Origin of the sequence: Nocardioides ochotonae, from assembly GCF_011420305.2 — a bacterium.
GTDB lineage: Bacteria > Actinomycetota > Actinomycetes > Propionibacteriales > Nocardioidaceae > Nocardioides > Nocardioides ochotonae.
In genome coordinates, this window is record NZ_CP061769.1 from 2,949,641 (window position 1) to 2,967,054 (window position 17,414).

Below are 17,414 nucleotides of genomic sequence, written 5' to 3' on the forward strand. Positions count from 1 at the left end.
GGATGACCCCCATGTCGGAGACGTACTGGCGAGAGCTGCAGGCACAGGGTCTCGCGGTCCCCTCCGACCGCTCGCTGCACGAGCTGACCGCCGAGCTGACCACGATGCTCGGCGACCCGGATCCCGCGGTCCGAGACGGCCTCGCGGTGCCGGTGATCCTCACCTGGCTGGACCGCGGGGTCTACGACGACCTGATGAGCGGTCTCGGCGACGGCATGGCGATCGGCCTGTCCGCCGGCCTGGGCGAGTCCGGCACCGACACCGTCTTCCGGCGCAGCCTGTCGGCCCGGATCCTGGGCGCCTGTCTGGACCGCGGCACCGAGCACGCACTGGTCGCCCCGGACCGGGTGCTCGACTGGGGCGACCGGCTCGCGACCTGGTTCCTGCGCGAGCAGGACCTGCGTGGCTTCGTGCCGGGCAAGGGTCGTGCCGAGGCGGTCTCCCACGGCGCCGACGCGCTCGGCGCGCTTGCCCGCTCCAGCCACCTCGGCGCCCCCGAGCTCACGGTCGTCCTCGACGTGCTGGCCGACCGGCTGCTGCTGCCCACCGAGGAGCTGTTCAGCCACGGCGAGCCCGACCGGCTCGCGGCCGCGACCATGCAGGTGCTCCACCGCGACCTGGTGCCGCTGGCGGTCCTGGAGCCCTGGGTGGCCCGAATCGCCGCCCACGCCGGCGTCCGCGCGGCCTACGACGGCCGCGACCCCTACCTCGTCCGCGGCAACGCCGAGTCGTTCCTGCGCGCGCTCTACCTCCAGCTCGCGCTCGGCCCGCAGCCGCCGGCCGTCCGCTCCGACCTGCTGCTGGTCGTCGTCGACGCGCTGCGCGCCACCAACCCCGACCACCTGCGCGCCCCCGGCGAGCACTACCTCGGCACCCGGCGCGCCAGCGCGCGCAGCTGAGCCGGTGACGCGCGTGCGACCGTCCGGGACCAGCGACACCGACCTGGTCGTGCGGCTCGCCGCTCCGGGCGACCACGACGCCGTCGGCGACCTCGTGGCCTCCGCCTACGCCGAGTTCCTCCTCGGCCCCGACGACCCCTACCTCGCCCGGCTGCGCGACAGCGCCGCCCGCGCCGCCCAGGCCGAGCTGTGGGTGGCCGCCGACGGGGACGGCGAGCTGCTGGGCACGGTCACCATCTGCCCCGACGGATCACCCTGGCGCGAGATCGCGCGCCCCGACGAGGGCGAGTTCCGGATGCTCGCGGTCTCCCCCGCCGCCCAGGGCCGCGGCGTCGGCGCCCGCCTGGTCGAGCTGGCCCTGGAGCGGGCGCGCGCCGAGGGCCGCCGCGGCGTCGTGCTCTCCAGCCTGCCGCAGATGAGCGCGGCGCACCGCGTCTACGCGCGCTTCGGGTTCCTCGCCGTCCCCGAGCGGGACTGGCAGCCGGCGCCCGGCGTCGCGCTGCGCGCCTTCCGGGTGGCGCTGTGAGCGAGGCGTCCCTGCGGTTCACCGTGTCCGCGGCCGACACCGCCGCCGCGCTGGGCTCCGGCACCCTGCCGGTCCTGGCCACCCCGCGCCTGCTGGCCTGGCTCGAAGCCGCCACCTGCGCGGCACTCGACCCCACGCTGCCGGAGGGCGCGGCCTCGGTCGGCACCCGGGTCGCGGTCGAGCACCGCGCGCCCAGCCCGGTCGGCCAGGAGCTCGAGGTGACCGCCTCCTCGTCGTACGCCGACGGGCGCCTGCACCGCTTCACCGTCGCGGCCCGCCACGTCCTCGGCGACCGGCCGGGCGCCGTCGTGGCGAGCGGTGAGATCACCCGCGTGGTGGTCGACGCGGCCCGATTCCTGACCCGGATTTCTCCTGCGTCCTGACATTTGGGAGGATGCTCCGTGGCCCGCCGGACATCCGTTGCAGGGTCGACGTCGATTCCGCAGGAGGACACCATGGGCAAGACCGGCCGCAAGCGCCGCGCTCGCAAGAAGAAGGGCGCGAACCACGGCAAGCGCCCCAACGCCTGAGCGCAGGTAACAAGCACTGAACCCCCGAGCCACCAGGCCGGGGGTTCGCTGCTTTGCGGGCCCGCTCAGTAGCCGGCGGTCGGAACCACCATCGGGGTCCCGGCGACCGGGTCCGGGACCACCACGCAGGGCAGCCCGAAGACGTGCTCGACCAGCGCGGCGTCCATGATCTCGGCGGGCGCCCCCTGCGCCACGATCCGGCCGTCCTTCATCGCAACCAGGTGGTCGGCGTAGCGGCAGGCCTGGTTGAGATCGTGCAGCACCGTCACGATCGTGCGCCCCTCGTCGCGCAACCGGGCCAGCAGGCCGAGCAGCTCGTACTGGTGCGCCACGTCGAGGAACGTCGTCGGCTCGTCGAGCAGGAGGTACGACGACTCCTGCGCCAGCACCATCGCGATCCAGACCCGCTGGGCCTGCCCGCCCGAGAGCTCCTCGACGGTCCGGGTGGCCAGCCCGGTCACCCCGGCGGCCGCCATCGCGCGGTCCACGGCCGCCTCGTCGGCCTCGGTCCAGGTGCCCAGCAACGACTGGTGCGGGTAGCGCCCCCGGCGTACCAGCTGGGCGACCCGGATCCCCTCCACCGGCACCAGGCCCTGCGGGAGGAACCCGAGCTCGCGCGCCACCGCCTTGGCGCGCAGGGTGGCCAGGTCGCGGCCGTCCAGGACGACCCGCCCGGACGCCGGCGCCAGCAGGCGGACCAGCGCCCGCAGCAGCGTCGACTTGCCGCAGGCGTTGGCTCCCACGATCGCGGTGAAGGCCCGGTCGGGCACGGCGAGGTCGAGACCGGTGGAGATGGTCCGCTCGCCGTAGGCGAGGGTCAGGGCATCGGCGACCAGGCGGGTCATCGCTTCACTTCCTTCAGCAGCAGCCAGATGAGGTAGGCCCCGCCGACCGCGGTGGTCACGACACCCACCGGGAGCGCCACGGGTGCGAGCAGGACCTGGGCGATCAGATCGGAGGCGGACAGCAGCACGGCCCCGGTGAGCGCCGCCGGCAGCAGCGGCACCCCGGCGGCGCCGGCGAGCCGGCGGCCGACCTGCGGCGCGGCGAGCGCCACGAAGACGATCGGCCCGGCCACCGCGGTCACGGTGGCCGTGCAGCCGACGCCGACGGCGATCAGCAGCAGCCGCAGCGGGCCGAGCCGCACGCCGGTGGTGACCGCGAGCTCCTCCCCCAGCGCCGACTGGTGCAGCGCCCGGGCGGCGCCCACGAGCACCACGGCGAGCGCCCCCAGCACGAGGAACGGCAGCCGCACCTCGCCCCAGTCCAGGCCGTTGAGGGAGCCGGCGCTCCAGCCGGCGGCGACGATCGCGACGTCGAGCTCGGCGCGCAGCACCAGCCAGGCGTTCACGGCGGTGAGCATCGCGTTGACGGCGATGCCGATGACGACCAGCCGCAGGCCGCTGAACCCGGCGCGGATCGAGAGCAGGTAGATCACCGCGGCGGTGGCCAGGCCGGCGACGACCGAGCCGGCGGCGAGCTGGGCCGCGCTGCCGCCGAGGACGGTGATCACCAGCAGCGCCCCGGTGTAGGCGCCCGCGTCCAGCCCGATCACGTCCGGGCTGCCGAGCGGGTTGCGGGTGAGGTTCTGGAAGATCGCGCCGGCCAGCCCGAGCGCCGCGCCGAGCACGAGCCCGGCGACCACCCGGGGCGCCCGCCACTCGGTGACCACCACCGATCGCGGCCCGTCGCCGGTCAGCGCGGCCCACACCTCACCGGGCGGGTCCCAGCCGGTGCCCCGCGAGAGACCGAGGAAGGCCAGGCCGGCGGCGACCAGCACGAGCAGCAGGCAGGCCAGCGCGCCGCGCCGTTCGACGAGCAGCACCCGGCCGCCCAGCGGCACCCGCAGCGTCGCCCCCGCGCTCACAGCGCCACCGTTCCGTAGCGGCGCACGACCCAGATCAGCACCGGCGCACCGAGGAAGGCCGTCACGATCGCGACCGGCACCTCCCCGGTGGGCAGCAGCAGCCGGCCGAGCACGTCGGCCGCGAGCAGCAGCGCCGGACCGAGCAGCAGGCTGAAGCCGAGCAGCCAGGGCACCGAGCCCCGGGCCAGCCGGCGTGCCACGTGCGGGACGATCAGCCCGACGAACGCGATCGGACCGGCCACCGCGGTGGCTGCGCCGGCCAGCACCGTCACCAGCACCACGACCAGCACCCGGGTGCGCACCACGTGCGCCCCCAGGGCGTGCGCGACGTGCTCGCCGAGCGCGAGCGCGTCCAGCGGGCGCGAGAGCAGCAGCGCGCCGACGAGCGCGACGACCACGACCAGCACCGGCAGGGTGAGCGGGGTCTGCTCGCGCCCGGCCAGCGACCCGACCGCCCAGAACCGGTAGTTGTCGAAGACCTCGGGGCGCAGCAGCCGGATCCCCAGCGAGAGCCCGGCGAGCACCGAGCTCAGCGCGACCCCGGCCAGCAGCAGCCGCACCGGGGAGTCGCGCCCCACGGCGTACACCGCGACGGTGGCGAGCAGCGCGCCGACGAGTGCGGCCGCCAGCTGCGCGACCTGGGAGTCGGACTGCCACAGCGCCTGGGCGAGGACGATCGCGAACCCGGCCCCGGCGGTGACGCCGAGGATGCCCGGCTCCGCGAGCGGGTTGCGGGTCAGCGTCTGGATCAGCGCCCCGGCGGTGGCCAGCGCGGCACCGACGACCACCGCGAGCAGGGTGCGCGGCAGCCGGATGTCCCGCACCACGACGTGGTCGTCGGTGCCGGCGAAGTCGAGGAGCGCGCGCAGCACCTCGACGGGCGCGATGCTGCGCGTCCCGACGCAGATGCTCGCGACGCCGAGCAGCAGGACGGCCAGGGCAGCAGCGGCGAGCAGTACGCCGCGGCGTGCGCCCTCCCCGCCCGCCTGCGCCGGCCGGCGGGCGAGCTCAGTCATCGAGTCCGGCGACCCCGCGCTTCCAGTAGCCGGTGACCATGCTCTCTGCGCAGTGCTCACGGGCCCAGGCGCGCAGCGTCTTGACGTCGCCGGCCTCACCGGCGGCGAAGAGGAAGGTGCGGCCAAGGGGCAGCGTCAGGGCGGCCACCGCCTCGGCCAGGCGCGAGCCCTCCCCACGGTCCAGCCAGGTCACCTCGACGCCCGGCCGCGACGCCAGCGGGTAGTCGCGGTCGGCCGCATGGTCGGTGTCGATGAGCACGTGGGCCGACACGTCGGCCGGGGACTCCTCGAGCCAGCGCGCCAGCGCGGGCAGGCCGGTGGTGTCGACGGCCAGCACGTGGTGGTCGAAGCCCGTGGGCCAGACCTTCGCGCCGGGCGGGCCCGCGATCACGACCTCCTCGCCCACGGCGACCGCGGCGGCCCAGTCAGCGGCGAGGCCGCCCGGGTGCACGACGAAGTCGAGGTCGATCTCGTGGCGCGCCGGGTCGTGGCGCCGCACGGTGTACTTGCGCGTCGGCGGCACCGGGCGCACCCAGTCCAGGCTGTCCTCGTCGTTGGGCACCGGGTCGTTGCGGGTGCCGTCGGGGAAGGCGAAGACCACCTTGACGTGATCGTCGGCCTGGTAGGTGTGGAAGCCCTCGAGCTCGGGGCCGGACAGGGTCAGGCGCACCATCGTCTCGGTGACCTGCTCGCGCGCGGCGACGCGCACGCGGCGTACCCCGATCGGGTAGCCGACCCGGGCGATGCCGGTGCCGGTGCGCTGGTGCAGGGCGACCCGGGTGCCCGGCTCGGAGCGGTCGATCGACATCGGTGCGCTCAGCCGGCCAGCAGCGGCGCGAGCACGGAGTCGAGCTCGTCGAGGGTGCGCAGCGCGGTGCCGTACGTCGAGGCCTCGGTGAAGCGGACGCCGATCGCGCGGTCCGCCTTGACCGCCGGGAGGCTCTTCCACAGCGGGGAGTCGAGCACGTACTTCACCGCGGCGGAGGGCTTGCCGTCGTCCTCGAGGGAGTAGGTGATGACGTCGACGTCGCCGAAGCTCTCCGGGAGCTCCTCGATCGAGGGGTACTCCGAGACGTCACCGGCGCCGCCGGTCTTCTTGGCGACCTCGCCGGGGTAGCTCGCGCCGATGTCCTCGGCGATGTTGGGGCCCCACGACCCGGCGTACTCACGCATGAAGGAGCCCGCGCTGGTATCGCCGTAGGCGCCGAGGTGGCCGAAGGTCGCGGACTCCAGGAGGTCGGCGTACTTCTCGCTGAGCTCGGCGGCGCGCGCCTCGTAGGCGTCGCGGGCCTCCTCCCAGGCGTCCAGCTCGCCGGCTGCATCGAGGTGGCGACGGCTCAGCTCGCGCCAGCCGGAGGGCAGGGCCGGGCCGATCGCGGCGACCGGCGCGATGGACTCGAGGCGCTCCAGGTCGATGTCGACCAGCGCGGGCGCGGGGACGCCGATGATGATCAGGTCCGGCTCGGCCTCGGCGATCGCCTCGTAGTTGGTGGAGTCGGCGGTCTCGCCGGCGACCTTGGTGAGCGACTCGTAGGTCGCCAGGTCCTCCTCGCTCATCAGGTTCGTCCCGCGCTCCCAGCTGGAGATGCCCACCAGCTCGGCCTCCGCCTCGATCAGGCTCGGCACGGCGTAGCCGGTGGCCACGATGCGCTGCGGGTCGGCCGGGATCTCGACCTCGCCGTTGTCGGCGCTGAAGACCCGGGTCTCACCCGCCGAGTCGTCGACCCCTGCCTCGGCGCCATCGCCGCCGCAGGCGGTGAGGGCCAGCGCCAGGGCCGTGGCACCGGCGAGGACCGAGAGGGACGGACGGGCGAACGGGCGCGAGCGCATGGAGCTCCTTCGAAGATTCTGGAACGGCGTCCCGAGAGGACGAAGGTAAGGCTAGCCTTAGCGCCGTGCAGTCGATATCGCCCGGAGGACAGCCCGTGCCGTTCGCAGGACATCTCGACGCGATCGTCGAGGAGTACGGCTACGGGATCGGCCCGCCGACCGGGATGGTGGTGCTGCGCTACCGCCGCGCGGAGGGGCTCACGGTCGCCGACACCCGCGACGACCACCTGCACTGGCTCTACGTGAGCCCGGACGGCGTCCTGTGCGTACGCCGCGGCGGCGCCACCACCTACCTCGCGCCCGGCACCGGCTTCTGGGCGACCCGCGGGCACGTGCACCAGATCGCCTCACTGTCGGCCGCCTGCGTGCTGCGCGTGGGCCTGCGCGAGGCGCCGCCCGCGCTCGACGACCTCGGAGCGGCACCGGTGGAGGTGCCGGCCGCCGTCCTGAGCGCGCTGCTCGACGTGGCGCGCCCCGGCGTCAGCGAGGAGGCGGGGTTGGCGGCGCGCGCGGTCCTGATGGCCGGCGTCGGTACCGGCGGCGTGGTCGCGCCGCACGAGGCGCGCGGCGTCGCGATCGGCAGCGGACTGGGCGCCGGCTACGCGCGTCGGGTCGCGGCCGCGCTGAGCGCCGACCCTGCCGACGACACCACGCTGCAGGAGTGGGCCGACCGGCTGCACATCAGCGCGAAGACCCTGCAGCGCGACTTCACCCGCGAGTTCGCCACGTCGTACACCGAGTGGCGCTCGCGGCTGCGGCTCCAGGCCGCGCGCGCCCTGCTCCGCACGCTGCCGGTCAACGAGACCGCGCACCGGGTCGGCTACGCGAGCGCGTCGGCGTTCGTGGGGGCGTTCACCCGCGAGTTCGGCGAGACGCCGGGCCAGTGGGCCCGGCGCTGAGGGCGCTCAGCCCTCGGTGATGCGGACCTGAACCTCGCGCAGCCGGAAGACCACCCGGTCGCGCAGCTCCTGAGGGGCCGCCTCGGAGCAGGACCGGGCGACGACCGACTTCACCGTGCGCTGGAGGTCGTACTTCTCCAGGCAGGGGTTGCAGGTGTCGAGGTGCACGCGGACCGCGTCGCAGTCGGCCTCGGCCAGCTCGTTGTCGATGAAGTACACGATCTGCTCGAGGTAGTCGGCACACTCGGTGGCCGACGGCTCACCGGCGGGGGCCGTGTCGTCGGGCTGCTGCTCGGCCATCACTTGCCCCCTGCCCGCGAGCTGGCGGTGAGCAGGTCGTTGGCCCGCACGTAGTCGGAGAGCATGTCGCGCAGCTGGCGACGCCCCCGATGCAGACGCGACATCACGGTGCCGATGGGAGTGTCCATGATCTCGGCGATCTCCTTGTAGGCGAATCCCTCGACGTCGGCGAGGTAGACCGCGAGGCGGAACTCCTCGGGCAGGCGCTGGAGCGCGTCCTTCACCTGCGAGTCGGGAAGGTGCTCGAGCGCCTCCATCTCCGCCGACTTCAGTCCGGTGGAGCTGTGCGACTCCGCGCGGGCGAGCTGCCAGTCCTCGACGTCCTCGGACATCGACTGCTGCGGCTGACGCTGCTTCTTGCGGTAGGTGTTGATGAAGGTGTTGGTCAGGATCCGGTACAGCCAGGCCTTCAGGTTGGTCCCGGGCCGGAACTGGTGGAAGGAGGAGTACGCCTTCGCGAAGGTCTCCTGGACCAGGTCCTCGGCGTCGGCCGGGTTGCGCGTCATGCGCATGGCCGCGGAGTACAGCGGGTCCAGGAACGGCAGCGCGTCGCGCTCGAAGCGGGCGACGCGCTCGCCCTCGGTCTCGGTCGCCGGGTCGACAGGGGTCTCTGCAGTGGCCTGCATGGCCTCCTCGAGGCCGGGCTCGGTGATATCAGTCATCACGTCCCAGCGTACGCCGCCGACGGGCGCTTCCATCAGTACCGTCACGCAGTCGAGAACGTCGCGCGACGCCCCGTCATTCCCGGCGCGATCCCGCGCTGGTCCGGGGGTGTCGGGAGGCCTCGTGGCATGCGTTGGTCGAGCGCGACCCGTTGGTCGAGCGGAGGCTCCGCTGGTCGAGCTTGTCCAGACCCCAGAACGAACGAGCCTCGTCCCCGACGTTTCTTTACTCCACAATCCCAGCTCGCCTCTAGGCATCGAACGCGCGTTCGAGTAAAATGAGGCATGGCCGACCACGAGCTCCCCGACTGCGACACCCCAGCCGCCGTGCTGGCGTTCGCGCAGGAGCAGCGGGCCGTGGTCCAGCGGGGCGAGGTGCTGATCCTGGAGGCCGCCCTGGTGTGGGCGGCGATGCACCCGGAGGAGACGGTCGCCGACACGACGCCGACGCCCGGACTGGTGTTCGGTGAGCTCGCGGTCCCGCTGGCCGGTGAGGGCACTCCGCTTGTCGCGGAGTTCGCCCCCATGGAGTTCGGCGCCGCGCTCGGCATGTCCACCGACGCCGCCCGAGGCCTCGTCGGTGATGCCCTCGAGCTGGCGCACCGGCTGCCGCGGATCTTCAAGCGCGTCCGCGCCGGCGAGGTGCCCGCCTGGAAGGGCCGCCGGATCGCGCAGCTGACCACCACCCTCCCCCTCGACGGCGCCGAGTTCGTCGACCGCCAGCTCGCCGCGACCGTCGACAAGATCGGGTGGGCAGCGATCGGGCGGCTCGTCGACCGAGCGCGGGTGATGTTCGACCCCGAGGGCGCCGAGAAGGATCGCCGCGAGGCCGCCGACGGCCGACGCTTCGACATCCACGCTCGCGAAGCGACCCACGACGGCACCGTGCACGTGGAGGGTGTCCTCGACCTCGCCGACGCCCTCGACCTGGATACCGCGATCCGCCACGGCGCAGAGGAACTGGCCGCACTTGGGTCCCCCGAGTCCTTGGACGTGCGCCGCTCGATGGCGGCCGGTGAGCTCGCTCGACGACAGTTGACCTTCGACCTGCGCGCCGAGGCGGGCGGGGACGCCGCCTCGGTCATCAAGCCACGCCAGGTCGTCATCCACGTCCACCTGTCCGCCGCCGCGATCAGCCGCGACGAAGCCGGCATCGCCCACGTCGAGGAGACCCGCTCCATCGTCTCCACCGAGCAGGTCCGCGGCTGGTGCCGTGGCGACGCCCAGGTCGTCATCAAGCCGGTCATCGACCTCGAGGCCCACCACCACACCGACGCCTACGCGATCCCCGACAAGCTCACCGAGCAGACCCGCCTCGCCCAACCGGTGTGCGCCTTCCCGTGGTGCGAACGCCCCGCCCGCCGCTGCGACACCGACCACGTCACCGCACACGGCACGGGCGGTCCGACCTGCAGCTGCAATCTTGCGCCGCTCTGTCGCCGCCATCACCGGGCCAAGACCCACACGGGTTGGACCTACGACAAGACCGACGCGGCGACGTACCTCTGGCGATCCCCGCACGGGTTGCACCTCGTGAAGGACCACGGCGCCACCCACCTCGTCGCTGCACACCCGCCGGAGGAGTAGATCCACCGCCCCGGACCCCGTCGGCAGCCAGCCGGCGGGGCCACACCCCTGTCCCGCCGGCGTTTCCTTGGCCTCGGGCGAGCTCGACCGCCGAGATGCAGTTCGGCTGCCGGGCAATGGGTCTCGACAAGCTCGACCAACGGCGCCCCCTCGACCAAGGGCCCTTGCTCGACCAACCGTGCTCGTCGACCGACCGTGGCCCTCCCGGGACGGTCAGGCCCCCGGGGTCTCCCGGGACCCGCAGATGTCGCGGACCACCCACTCGAGCACGGACTCCACGACGACCTCGAGGGCGCTCTCCTGCGACAGCGGGCCGCGGGCGCCGACCTTGAGGCCGTGGTCGGCGCCGGGGACGACGGCGAGGTCGACGCCGAGGAGGCCCTCGGGGAACTCGTCGGGGCGGCCCATCGCGTCGCGCTCGCCCTGGACGACGAGCGTGGGGACGCCGGCGCCCTCGAGCTCGGCGAGGCGCGAGCGCTCGGGGCGGCCGGGCGGGTGGAGCGGGAAGGACAGGGCGAGGCACCCGGCGGCGTCCGCGAGCGAGGCGCAGCGCGCGGCGGAGCGGGCGCCGGCGGAGCGCCCGCCGAGCACGAGCGGTACGCCGTCGCGCGGCGGCAGCGCCGCGACCGCGGCCATCAGTGCGACGTCGAGCGTCGGCGGCGCGGTGGCGATCTTGCGGCCGGCGACCCGCCAGGGCTGCTCGAGGCGCGCCACCGTGACCCCCTGCGGCGGGAGCGCCGCGGCGAGCGCCTCGAGGTCCCGACTGTCGATGCCGTTGCCGGCGCCGTGGCTCATCAGGAGCACCGCGGTGGGGGTGCCGACGGCGGCGTCGGTCACCAGCCGCGCGGGGCCGTGGGCGGTCTCCAGCATCTGCTCGGTGCTCATGTCAGCAGCTCCTCGGGGACGTCCTCGAGCGGTAGCGGCTCGACGAGCGACGGGTCGTTGTTGCGCACGTTGTTGACCGCGCGGGAGACGGCGTACGCCTCCAGGCGGCCCGGCTCGGCGGGGGTCAACAGGTCCAGCAGGGTGTCCTGCGGGGCCTGCGGGTCGAGCCAGTCGTGCCAGCGCTCGCGCTCGACCATGAGCGGCATCCGGTCGTGGATGCGTCCGAGGGAGTCCTCGGCGTCGGTGGTGATCACGGTGCAGGTCCAGCGGAACCGCGCCGGGTCGTCCTCCGCCTTGTCCGGGTCGCGCCAGATCTCATAGAGCCCGGCCATCGCCAGCGAGCCGCCGTCACGGGGACGGATGAAGAACGGCTGCTTCACGGGCTTGCCGTTGCGGCCCTTCTCGTCGGTGGCGTACCACTCGAAGTAGCCGTCGGCGGGCAGCAGGCAGCGACGGGCCGCGAACGCCTTGCGGTACGCCGGCTTCTCCGCGACCGTCTCCATCCGCGCGTTGATCATCCGGTTGCCGATGGAGGGGTCCTTGGCCCACGACGGCACCAGTCCCCAGCGCAGCACCCGCAGCTGGCGGCGCGGCGACTCCTCGCTCTCCCGCGACGGTGGACGCTCCACGACGGCGTACACCTCCTTGGTGGGGGCGACGTTGTAGTCGGGCTCCAGCGCGGCCTCGATCATGGTCTCGGCCACGTCGAACTCCTCGACGAGCTCCTCGGGGCTCCGGCTCGAGGCGTATCGGCCACACATGGGGGCCAGCCTAACGGCGCGTCGCCGCGCGTGACCGCTCGTGACAGCGGGTACGGGGGCGCCATGACCCTCAGCAGACTGATCGCCCGCCCGATGCTCGCCTCGTTGTTCGTGGTCGGCTCGGTCAACGCCCTGCGCAACGCCGAGGCGCTCGGCGCCAAGGCCGCCTCGGTGACCGACAGGATCGCGCCCACGCTGCGCAAGGCGGGCGTCCCGGTGCCCTCCGACCCCGCCACGCTGGTGCGGATCAACGCCGGCACCCAGGTCGCCGCCGGGCTGATGCTGGCCACCGGCCGGGCGCCGCGGCTCTCGTCGGCGGTGCTGGCCGGCTCGATGATCCCCACCACCCTCGCCGGGCACGCGTTCTGGAAGGAGTCCGACCCGGAGAAGCGCAAGCGGGAGATGAGCGCCTTCTTCGAGAACACCTCCGTCCTCGGCGGCCTGCTGATCGCCGCCGGCGACACCAACGGCAAGCCCGGCCTGGCCTGGCGTGCCGGGCGCGCCGCCAAGGACGCACGCCGCGAGGCCCGCCACCTGGCCGCCACCGCACGCCGCGAGGCCGCGCTCGCCAAGGCCAAGGTGTCCTGAGTGCGGCACAGCACAGGTGCCCTAGTCTGTCGCGGGTGACGAGCCTGCCCGATCCCTGGCCCGCGCCGCGCGCGCACGCACCCGTCGACGAGGTCGTCTCGCTGCCGGGCAGCAAGTCGCTGACCAACCGAGCGCTCGTGCTCGCCGCGCTCGCCGACGGCCCCTCCGTCGTACGCCGACCGCTGCACTCGCGAGACTCCGCGCTGATGGTGGCCGCGCTGCGCGCGCTCGGCGTGGGCCTGGACGCCACCGGCGCGGACGGTCAGGACTGGCAGGTGACCCCGGCTCCGCTGACCCGTGACGCCCGCGTTGACTGCGGACTGGCCGGCACCGTGATGCGGTTCGTGCCGCCCGTCGCCGCGCTCTCCACGGGCACCGTCGCGTTCGACGGCGACGCCCACATGCGCAACCGCCCGATCGGCGAGGTGCTCACCGCGCTCCGGGCGCTCGGGGTCGACGTCGAGGGCGACGCGCTGCCGTTCACGGTCCGCGGCGCCGGCTCGGTGCGCGGCGGACGGGTCGTGGTGGACGCCTCGTCGTCCTCGCAGTTCGTCTCCGCGCTGCTGCTCGCCGGCGCCCGGTTCGACGAGGGCGTGGAGGTCGTCCACGACGGCAAGCCGGTGCCCTCGCTGCCGCACATCGACATGACCGTCGCGGTCCTGCGCCAGCACGGCGTGGACGTCGACGACTCCCAGGCGAACACCTGGCGGGTCTCCCCCGGCCCCATCCGCGCCGTGGACCACCTGATCGAGCCCGACCTCTCGAACGCCGCGCCCTTCCTCGCCCTGGCGGCCGTCTCCGGCGGCACCGTGACCGTGCGCGACTGGCCGCGCTCGACCACCCAGGCCGGCGACGCGCTGCGCGAGATCCTGGCCGCGATGGGCTGCGCGGTCGTCCACGACGACGCCGGTCTCACGGTGACCGGGCCCGCGGAGCTGCACGGGGTCGACCTGGACCTCCACGACGTCGGCGAGCTCGCGCCGGCGGTGGCCGCGCTCTGCGCCCTGGCCACCACCCCCTCGCACCTGCGCGGCATCGCGCACATCCGCCACCACGAGACCGACCGGCTCGCCGCCCTCGCCACCGAGCTCGGCAACCTCGGCGCCGACGTGGAGGAGCACGACGACGGTCTCTCCTTCCGTCCGGCTCCCCTGCACGGCGGGGTATTCCGCACCTACGCCGACCACCGGATGGCCCACGCAGGCGTCATCGTCGGCGCCGGCGTCGACGGCGTGCTGGTCGAGGACGTCGCGACCACCGCCAAGACCTTCCCCGACTTCGCCGGCTTCTGGTCCGGCCTGTTCGGCTGAGCTGCTGATGTCCACCGGTCGCTACTCCACCCACGACATCGAGCACTACGACCGACCCCGACGTCGTACTCGCCCCCGCACCAAGGACCGCCCGACATACGACGACGCGGTGCGCGGCGTGGTCGTGACCGTCGACCGCGGTCGGTTCACGCTGCTGATCGAGGACCGCACGGTGACCGCGATGAAGGCCCGCCCCCTGGGCCGCAAGGGCGTGGTGGTGGGCGACCGGGTCCGCGTGGTCGGCGACGTCTCCGGGGCCGACGGCGCGCTCGCGCGCATCGTGGAGGTCGAGGAGCGGCTGACCACGCTGCGGCGTACCGCCGACGACGACGACCCGGTCGAGCGGATCATCGTGGCCAACGCCGAGCAGATGGTGATCGTCACCGCCCTCGCCGACCCCGAGCCGCAGCCGCGCCTGCTCGACCGTGCCCTCGTGGCGGCGTTCGACGCGGGCATGCAGCCGCTGCTGTGCCTCACCAAGGCCGACCTGGCCGACCCGGCCCCGCTGCTGTCGACGTACAGCTCGCTGGGCGTGCCATGGGTGGTCACCCAGCGCGGCGGCGACCTCACCGAGCTGCGCGAGCGGCTCGCGGGCCGCACCAGCGTGCTGCTCGGCTCCAGCGGCGTGGGCAAGTCCACCCTCGTCAACGCGCTGGTCCCCGAGGCGCACCGCGACGTCGGGAGCGTCAACGCCGTGACCGGGCGCGGGCGCCACACCTCGACCTCGGCCTACATGCTGGCGCTGCCCGACGGCGACGGCTGGATCATCGACACCCCCGGCATCCGCTCCTTCGGTCTCGCCCATGTCGAGCCGGAGCACCTCATCGAGGCGTTCCCGGACCTCGACGAGATGACCGAGGAGTGCCCGCGCGGCTGCACCCACGGCAGCGGCGAGCCCGAGTGCGGCCTCGACGAGGCGCTCGCCGCCGGCACCGCCGACCCCGAGCGGGTCTCCTCGTTCCGCCGGCTGCTCGCGGCGCGCAGCGAGTCCGCCTACTAAAGGCTCAGGCGCCCCACACCGCGCGCGAGCCGGCGTCCCCGGTCGCGACGACGGCCACCAGCGTGCCGACCGCCGCCAGCGCCAGCAGCACCCGCACCACCACCGGCACGATCCCGGGCCGGCGGTGCAGCAGAGCGGCCAGCACCGCCACGACGGCGAGCACCAGCGTCGCCGTCAGCGCGTACGCCGCGCGGTCCTCGTGGGTCGCGACCGCCGGGAGCTGGCGCAGCGAGGGGTTCGCGTCCAGCAGGTCGCCGCCGGAGAGGTACGCCGCGAGCACGAAGCCGGACGCCACCACGGAGGTGACGACCATCGGCCAGCGCGCCCACTGCCGGGCTCGCGGGACGACGTACGCGAGCGCCAGCAGGGCCGCCAGGGGGCCCAGCACCACCGCACCGTGGACCACCAGCGGGTGCAGCGGCATTCCGTTGATCTCCATGCGCGGATCATGCACGGTTCGCCTGAAAGTAGCCTGTGCCTGTGGCCACCGACTTCACCGACGACCTGCGCCTCGCGCACGTCCTCGCCGACGACGCCGACTCGCTGACGACGGCGCGGTTCAAGGCACTGGACCTGCACGTCATGAGCAAGCCCGACCTGACGCCCGTCACCGACGCCGACCAGGCCGTCGAGGAGGGCATCCGGCGCACCCTGTCGCGGGTCCGCTCCCGCGACGCGATCACCGGCGAGGAGCAGGGTTCGAGCGGCACCAGCGCCCGGCGCTGGATCATCGACCCGATCGACGGCACCAAGAACTTCGTGCGCGGCGTCCCGGTCTGGGCCACGCTCATCTCGCTGGTCGTCGACGACGAGGTGGTCGTCGGCGTGGTCTCCGCTCCCCAGCTGCAGCGACGCTGGTGGGCCAGCAAGGGCGGCGGCGCCTGGACCGGGCGCTCGCTGCTCAGGGCCACCCAGTGCCACGTCTCCGACGTGCGCCGCCTCGAGGACGCCTCGCTGTCCTACTCCAGCCTGTCGGGCTGGGAGGAGCGCGGTCGCCTCGACGACTTCCTCTCGCTGATGCGGCGCTGCTGGCGCACCCGGGCGTACGGCGACTTCTGGTCCTACATGCTCCTCGCGGAGGGCGCGGTGGACATCGCGGCCGAGCCCGAGCTGGAGGTCTACGACATGGCCGCGCTGGACGTCATCGTGCGCGAGGCGGGCGGCCGGTTCACCTCGCTGGACGGCAACGAGGGCCCGTGGGGCGGCAACGCGGTGGCCACCAACGCCCACCTGCACGACGCCGCGCTGGGCTTCCTGGCCTCGATGCCCCACGACGAGTCCGACCCCGACTCGCGCTCGCACGGCCACGGCTCGGTCTCCGACCTGCGGGCCCACCGGCTGCGCGTGGCAGACGAGCCCTCCGAGTAGGCCCGCAACCGGTCTCGACCAGTCCGACGGCGGGTCCGCGGGCCTGTTCGGCGCGCCCGAACCGCAGTACGGTCATCGAAGCGCCGCCACGACGCGGCCCCAGCGACGGAGGTCCGCCATGCACATCGACGACGTCCTGCGGGCCAAGGAGCGCCCCGAGGTGGTCACGATCCGCCCCGACGCCGGGATCCGCGACCTGCTCGCGCTGCTCGCCGAGCACAACATCGGCGCGGTCGTGGTGAGCACCGACGCACGCACCGTCGAGGGCATCGTCAGCGAGCGCGACGTCGTACGCCACCTCCACGACGACGGCACGGTGGTCAACAACACCGTCGGCGCGATCATGACCCCCGAGGTCGAGACCTGCGCGCTCGACACCGACCTGGACGCGGTGATGAAGACGATGACCGAGCGCCGGGTGCGTCACCTGCCGGTGCTGCGCGACGGGGCTCTCGTCGGCGTGGTCAGCATCGGCGACCTGGTCAAGCACAAGATCGGCCAGCTGCAGTTCGAGCGCGACGAGCTCGACCGCTACGTGCACCAGTCCTGACCGGTCACCGACCGGCCCGGCTCACTTCTCGCCGAGCGCCTCGGCGAGGTCGTCGAACGCGCTGGGCCGCTGGAGGAGCTTGATCCGGTCGGCGGGCCAGACCCGTGAGAACGCCTTGCCGACGACGAGGTCGACCGGCACGAACTCCTCGCCGGGCACACAGTCGGTCTCGACGTCGTCGCGGCACAGGTGCACGCTGGAGTCGGCCGAGGCGTCGCGGTGGTCACCCATCACGAAGACGTGACCGGCCGGCACCGGGCCGGTCCGCCACGAGCAGTCCTGGGTGGGCATCGGCCCGTCGCAGTCCTCCTCGTTGCGGGTGAAGCCGCTGCTGTCGAGCGGCACCCCGTTGATCAGCAGCCGGCCCTCGTCGTCGCAGCAGCGGATCACGTCGCCCTCGACGCCGATCACGCGCTTCACCAGGTGCCCGCCGGTCGGGTAGAGGCCGATCTTGCTCAGCACCGTCGCGACCACGCCGCCGGGCTCCTCGCTGGCGCTGCCGGCGAGCCACCCGCCCGGGTCCTCGAAGACCACGGCGTCGCCGCGCTGCGGGCCGCCGTCGCCCCAGTAGGACACCTTCTGCACCAGGATCCGGTCGTCGACCTCCATGCCGGGCTCCATCGAGCCGGACGGGATGTAGAAGGCCTGCACGAAGAAGGTCTTGACGATGAAGGAGAGCACCAGCGCCGCCGCCAGCAGGATCAGCGACTCCTGCCAGACCGAGAGCCGACGGTGGTGCACCTGCGCCGCCGCCTCGGCCTCAGCCTCCGTCACGGATGCTTCCGGCCGCTCGTCGTCGTTGTGCACGTCCACCCCTGTTCCTACCGGCCCGGTGC

At 73.7% G+C, this 17,414-nt stretch carries 22 protein-coding genes; 11 read left to right on the forward strand and 11 right to left on the reverse strand.

Going from position 1 to position 17,414, the window contains the following annotated elements:
- Positions 1 to 11 precede the first annotated feature (11 nt).
- From HBO46_RS14320 to HBO46_RS20875, 4 genes are all read left to right on the forward strand, one after another.
- On the forward strand, positions 12 to 899 hold the full coding sequence (locus HBO46_RS14320) for a DUF2785 domain-containing protein (protein ID WP_166140525.1): 888 nt from the start codon (positions 12 to 14) through the stop codon (positions 897 to 899).
- 4 nt (positions 900 to 903) lie between these two features.
- Positions 904 to 1,425, forward strand: coding sequence for a GNAT family N-acetyltransferase (locus tag HBO46_RS14325; protein WP_224769084.1), 522 nt, complete (start codon positions 904 to 906; stop codon positions 1,423 to 1,425).
- On the forward strand, positions 1,422 to 1,808 hold the full coding sequence (locus HBO46_RS14330) for a thioesterase family protein (RefSeq protein ID WP_224769086.1): 387 nt from the start codon (positions 1,422 to 1,424) through the stop codon (positions 1,806 to 1,808). The genes HBO46_RS14325 and HBO46_RS14330 overlap by 4 nt, the downstream gene beginning before the upstream one ends.
- 72 nt (positions 1,809 to 1,880) lie before the next feature.
- Positions 1,881 to 1,955: a 50S ribosomal protein bL37 gene (locus HBO46_RS20875; RefSeq protein WP_369759046.1), complete on the forward strand. Its 75-nt coding sequence runs from the start codon at positions 1,881 to 1,883 to the stop codon at positions 1,953 to 1,955.
- A gap of 65 nt (positions 1,956 to 2,020) precedes the next feature.
- Here HBO46_RS20875 and HBO46_RS14335 read toward each other — a convergent pair whose 3' ends face one another.
- The 5 genes from HBO46_RS14335 to HBO46_RS14355 are packed head-to-tail and all read right to left on the reverse strand — an operon-like array spanning position 2,021 to position 6,668.
- Positions 2,021 to 2,800 carry an ABC transporter ATP-binding protein gene (locus tag HBO46_RS14335; RefSeq protein ID WP_166140524.1) on the reverse strand — a complete coding sequence of 260 codons (780 nt, stop codon included), beginning with the start codon at positions 2,798 to 2,800 and terminating at the stop codon, positions 2,021 to 2,023.
- A complete protein-coding gene (locus tag HBO46_RS14340; protein WP_166140523.1) occupies positions 2,797 to 3,822 on the reverse strand; it encodes a FecCD family ABC transporter permease in 1,026 nt (341 codons plus the stop codon). The genes HBO46_RS14335 and HBO46_RS14340 overlap by 4 nt, the downstream gene beginning before the upstream one ends.
- Complete coding sequence (locus tag HBO46_RS14345) at positions 3,819 to 4,838, reverse strand: FecCD family ABC transporter permease (protein WP_166140522.1); 1,020 nt, start codon at positions 4,836 to 4,838, stop codon at positions 3,819 to 3,821. The genes HBO46_RS14340 and HBO46_RS14345 overlap by 4 nt, the downstream gene beginning before the upstream one ends.
- A complete protein-coding gene (locus tag HBO46_RS14350) occupies positions 4,831 to 5,646 on the reverse strand; it encodes a siderophore-interacting protein (protein ID WP_224769088.1) in 816 nt (271 codons plus the stop codon). The genes HBO46_RS14345 and HBO46_RS14350 overlap by 8 nt, the downstream gene beginning before the upstream one ends.
- 8 nt (positions 5,647 to 5,654) lie before the next feature.
- On the reverse strand, positions 5,655 to 6,668 hold the full coding sequence (locus HBO46_RS14355; protein ID WP_166140521.1) for an ABC transporter substrate-binding protein: 1,014 nt from the start codon (positions 6,666 to 6,668) through the stop codon (positions 5,655 to 5,657).
- A gap of 95 nt (positions 6,669 to 6,763) precedes the next feature.
- Here HBO46_RS14355 and HBO46_RS14360 point away from each other — a divergent pair, with 95 nt between their 5' ends.
- Positions 6,764 to 7,567 (forward strand): helix-turn-helix domain-containing protein, encoded by an 804-nt coding sequence (locus HBO46_RS14360; RefSeq protein ID WP_224769090.1) that lies wholly within the window; start codon positions 6,764 to 6,766, stop codon positions 7,565 to 7,567.
- 6 nt (positions 7,568 to 7,573) lie between these two features.
- Here the strand turns inward: HBO46_RS14360 and rsrA are convergent, their stop codons facing one another.
- Both rsrA and HBO46_RS14370 read right to left on the reverse strand, forming a co-directional pair.
- On the reverse strand, positions 7,574 to 7,867 hold the full coding sequence (gene rsrA, locus HBO46_RS14365) for a mycothiol system anti-sigma-R factor (RefSeq protein ID WP_166140520.1): 294 nt from the start codon (positions 7,865 to 7,867) through the stop codon (positions 7,574 to 7,576).
- Positions 7,867 to 8,529 carry a sigma-70 family RNA polymerase sigma factor gene (locus HBO46_RS14370; protein ID WP_279536402.1) on the reverse strand — a complete coding sequence of 221 codons (663 nt, stop codon included), beginning with the start codon at positions 8,527 to 8,529 and terminating at the stop codon, positions 7,867 to 7,869. Before HBO46_RS14370 ends, rsrA begins: the two co-directional genes overlap by 1 nt.
- 285 nt (positions 8,530 to 8,814) lie before the next feature.
- Here HBO46_RS14370 and HBO46_RS14375 point away from each other — a divergent pair, with 285 nt between their 5' ends.
- Entirely contained in the window at positions 8,815 to 10,116 is a 1,302-nt protein-coding gene (locus HBO46_RS14375; protein ID WP_191480158.1) for an HNH endonuclease signature motif containing protein, read from the forward strand.
- A gap of 213 nt (positions 10,117 to 10,329) precedes the next feature.
- On the opposite strand, the gene HBO46_RS14380 is transcribed toward HBO46_RS14375, so the two are convergent.
- Complete coding sequence (locus HBO46_RS14380; protein WP_166132909.1) at positions 10,330 to 11,001, reverse strand: alpha/beta hydrolase family protein; 672 nt, start codon at positions 10,999 to 11,001, stop codon at positions 10,330 to 10,332.
- The gene (locus HBO46_RS14385; protein ID WP_166132911.1) at positions 10,998 to 11,762 is read right to left on the reverse strand and encodes an SOS response-associated peptidase; all 765 of its coding nucleotides are present in this window, start codon (positions 11,760 to 11,762) and stop codon (positions 10,998 to 11,000) included. The genes HBO46_RS14380 and HBO46_RS14385 overlap by 4 nt, the downstream gene beginning before the upstream one ends.
- A 63-nt stretch (positions 11,763 to 11,825) precedes the next feature.
- Between HBO46_RS14385 and HBO46_RS14390 the strand changes: the two genes are divergently transcribed.
- Genes HBO46_RS14390 through rsgA form a run of 3 tightly spaced genes read left to right on the forward strand, consistent with a single transcriptional unit; the run spans position 11,826 to position 14,660 of the window.
- Positions 11,826 to 12,350, forward strand: coding sequence for a DoxX family protein (locus HBO46_RS14390; protein ID WP_166132913.1), 525 nt, complete (start codon positions 11,826 to 11,828; stop codon positions 12,348 to 12,350).
- A 35-nt stretch (positions 12,351 to 12,385) separates the two neighbouring features.
- The gene (gene aroA / locus HBO46_RS14395; protein WP_224769092.1) at positions 12,386 to 13,660 is read left to right on the forward strand and encodes a 3-phosphoshikimate 1-carboxyvinyltransferase; all 1,275 of its coding nucleotides are present in this window, start codon (positions 12,386 to 12,388) and stop codon (positions 13,658 to 13,660) included.
- A gap of 7 nt (positions 13,661 to 13,667) precedes the next feature.
- Positions 13,668 to 14,660: a ribosome small subunit-dependent GTPase A gene (rsgA, locus tag HBO46_RS14400; protein ID WP_166132915.1), complete on the forward strand. Its 993-nt coding sequence runs from the start codon at positions 13,668 to 13,670 to the stop codon at positions 14,658 to 14,660.
- Positions 14,661 to 14,664: 4 nt separating this feature from the next.
- Here rsgA and HBO46_RS14405 read toward each other — a convergent pair whose 3' ends face one another.
- The gene (locus HBO46_RS14405) at positions 14,665 to 15,099 is read right to left on the reverse strand and encodes a DUF2231 domain-containing protein (protein ID WP_166132917.1); all 435 of its coding nucleotides are present in this window, start codon (positions 15,097 to 15,099) and stop codon (positions 14,665 to 14,667) included.
- 41 nt (positions 15,100 to 15,140) lie between these two features.
- Between HBO46_RS14405 and hisN the strand changes: the two genes are divergently transcribed.
- Both hisN and HBO46_RS14415 read left to right on the forward strand, forming a co-directional pair.
- Complete coding sequence (gene hisN / locus HBO46_RS14410; protein ID WP_166132919.1) at positions 15,141 to 16,028, forward strand: histidinol-phosphatase; 888 nt, start codon at positions 15,141 to 15,143, stop codon at positions 16,026 to 16,028.
- 118 nt (positions 16,029 to 16,146) lie between these two features.
- A complete protein-coding gene (locus tag HBO46_RS14415; RefSeq protein WP_166132921.1) occupies positions 16,147 to 16,578 on the forward strand; it encodes a CBS domain-containing protein in 432 nt (143 codons plus the stop codon).
- Positions 16,579 to 16,599: 21 nt separating this feature from the next.
- Here the strand turns inward: HBO46_RS14415 and lepB are convergent, their stop codons facing one another.
- The gene (lepB, locus tag HBO46_RS14420; protein ID WP_224769094.1) at positions 16,600 to 17,352 is read right to left on the reverse strand and encodes a signal peptidase I; all 753 of its coding nucleotides are present in this window, start codon (positions 17,350 to 17,352) and stop codon (positions 16,600 to 16,602) included.
- Positions 17,353 to 17,414: the final 62 nt, after the last annotated feature.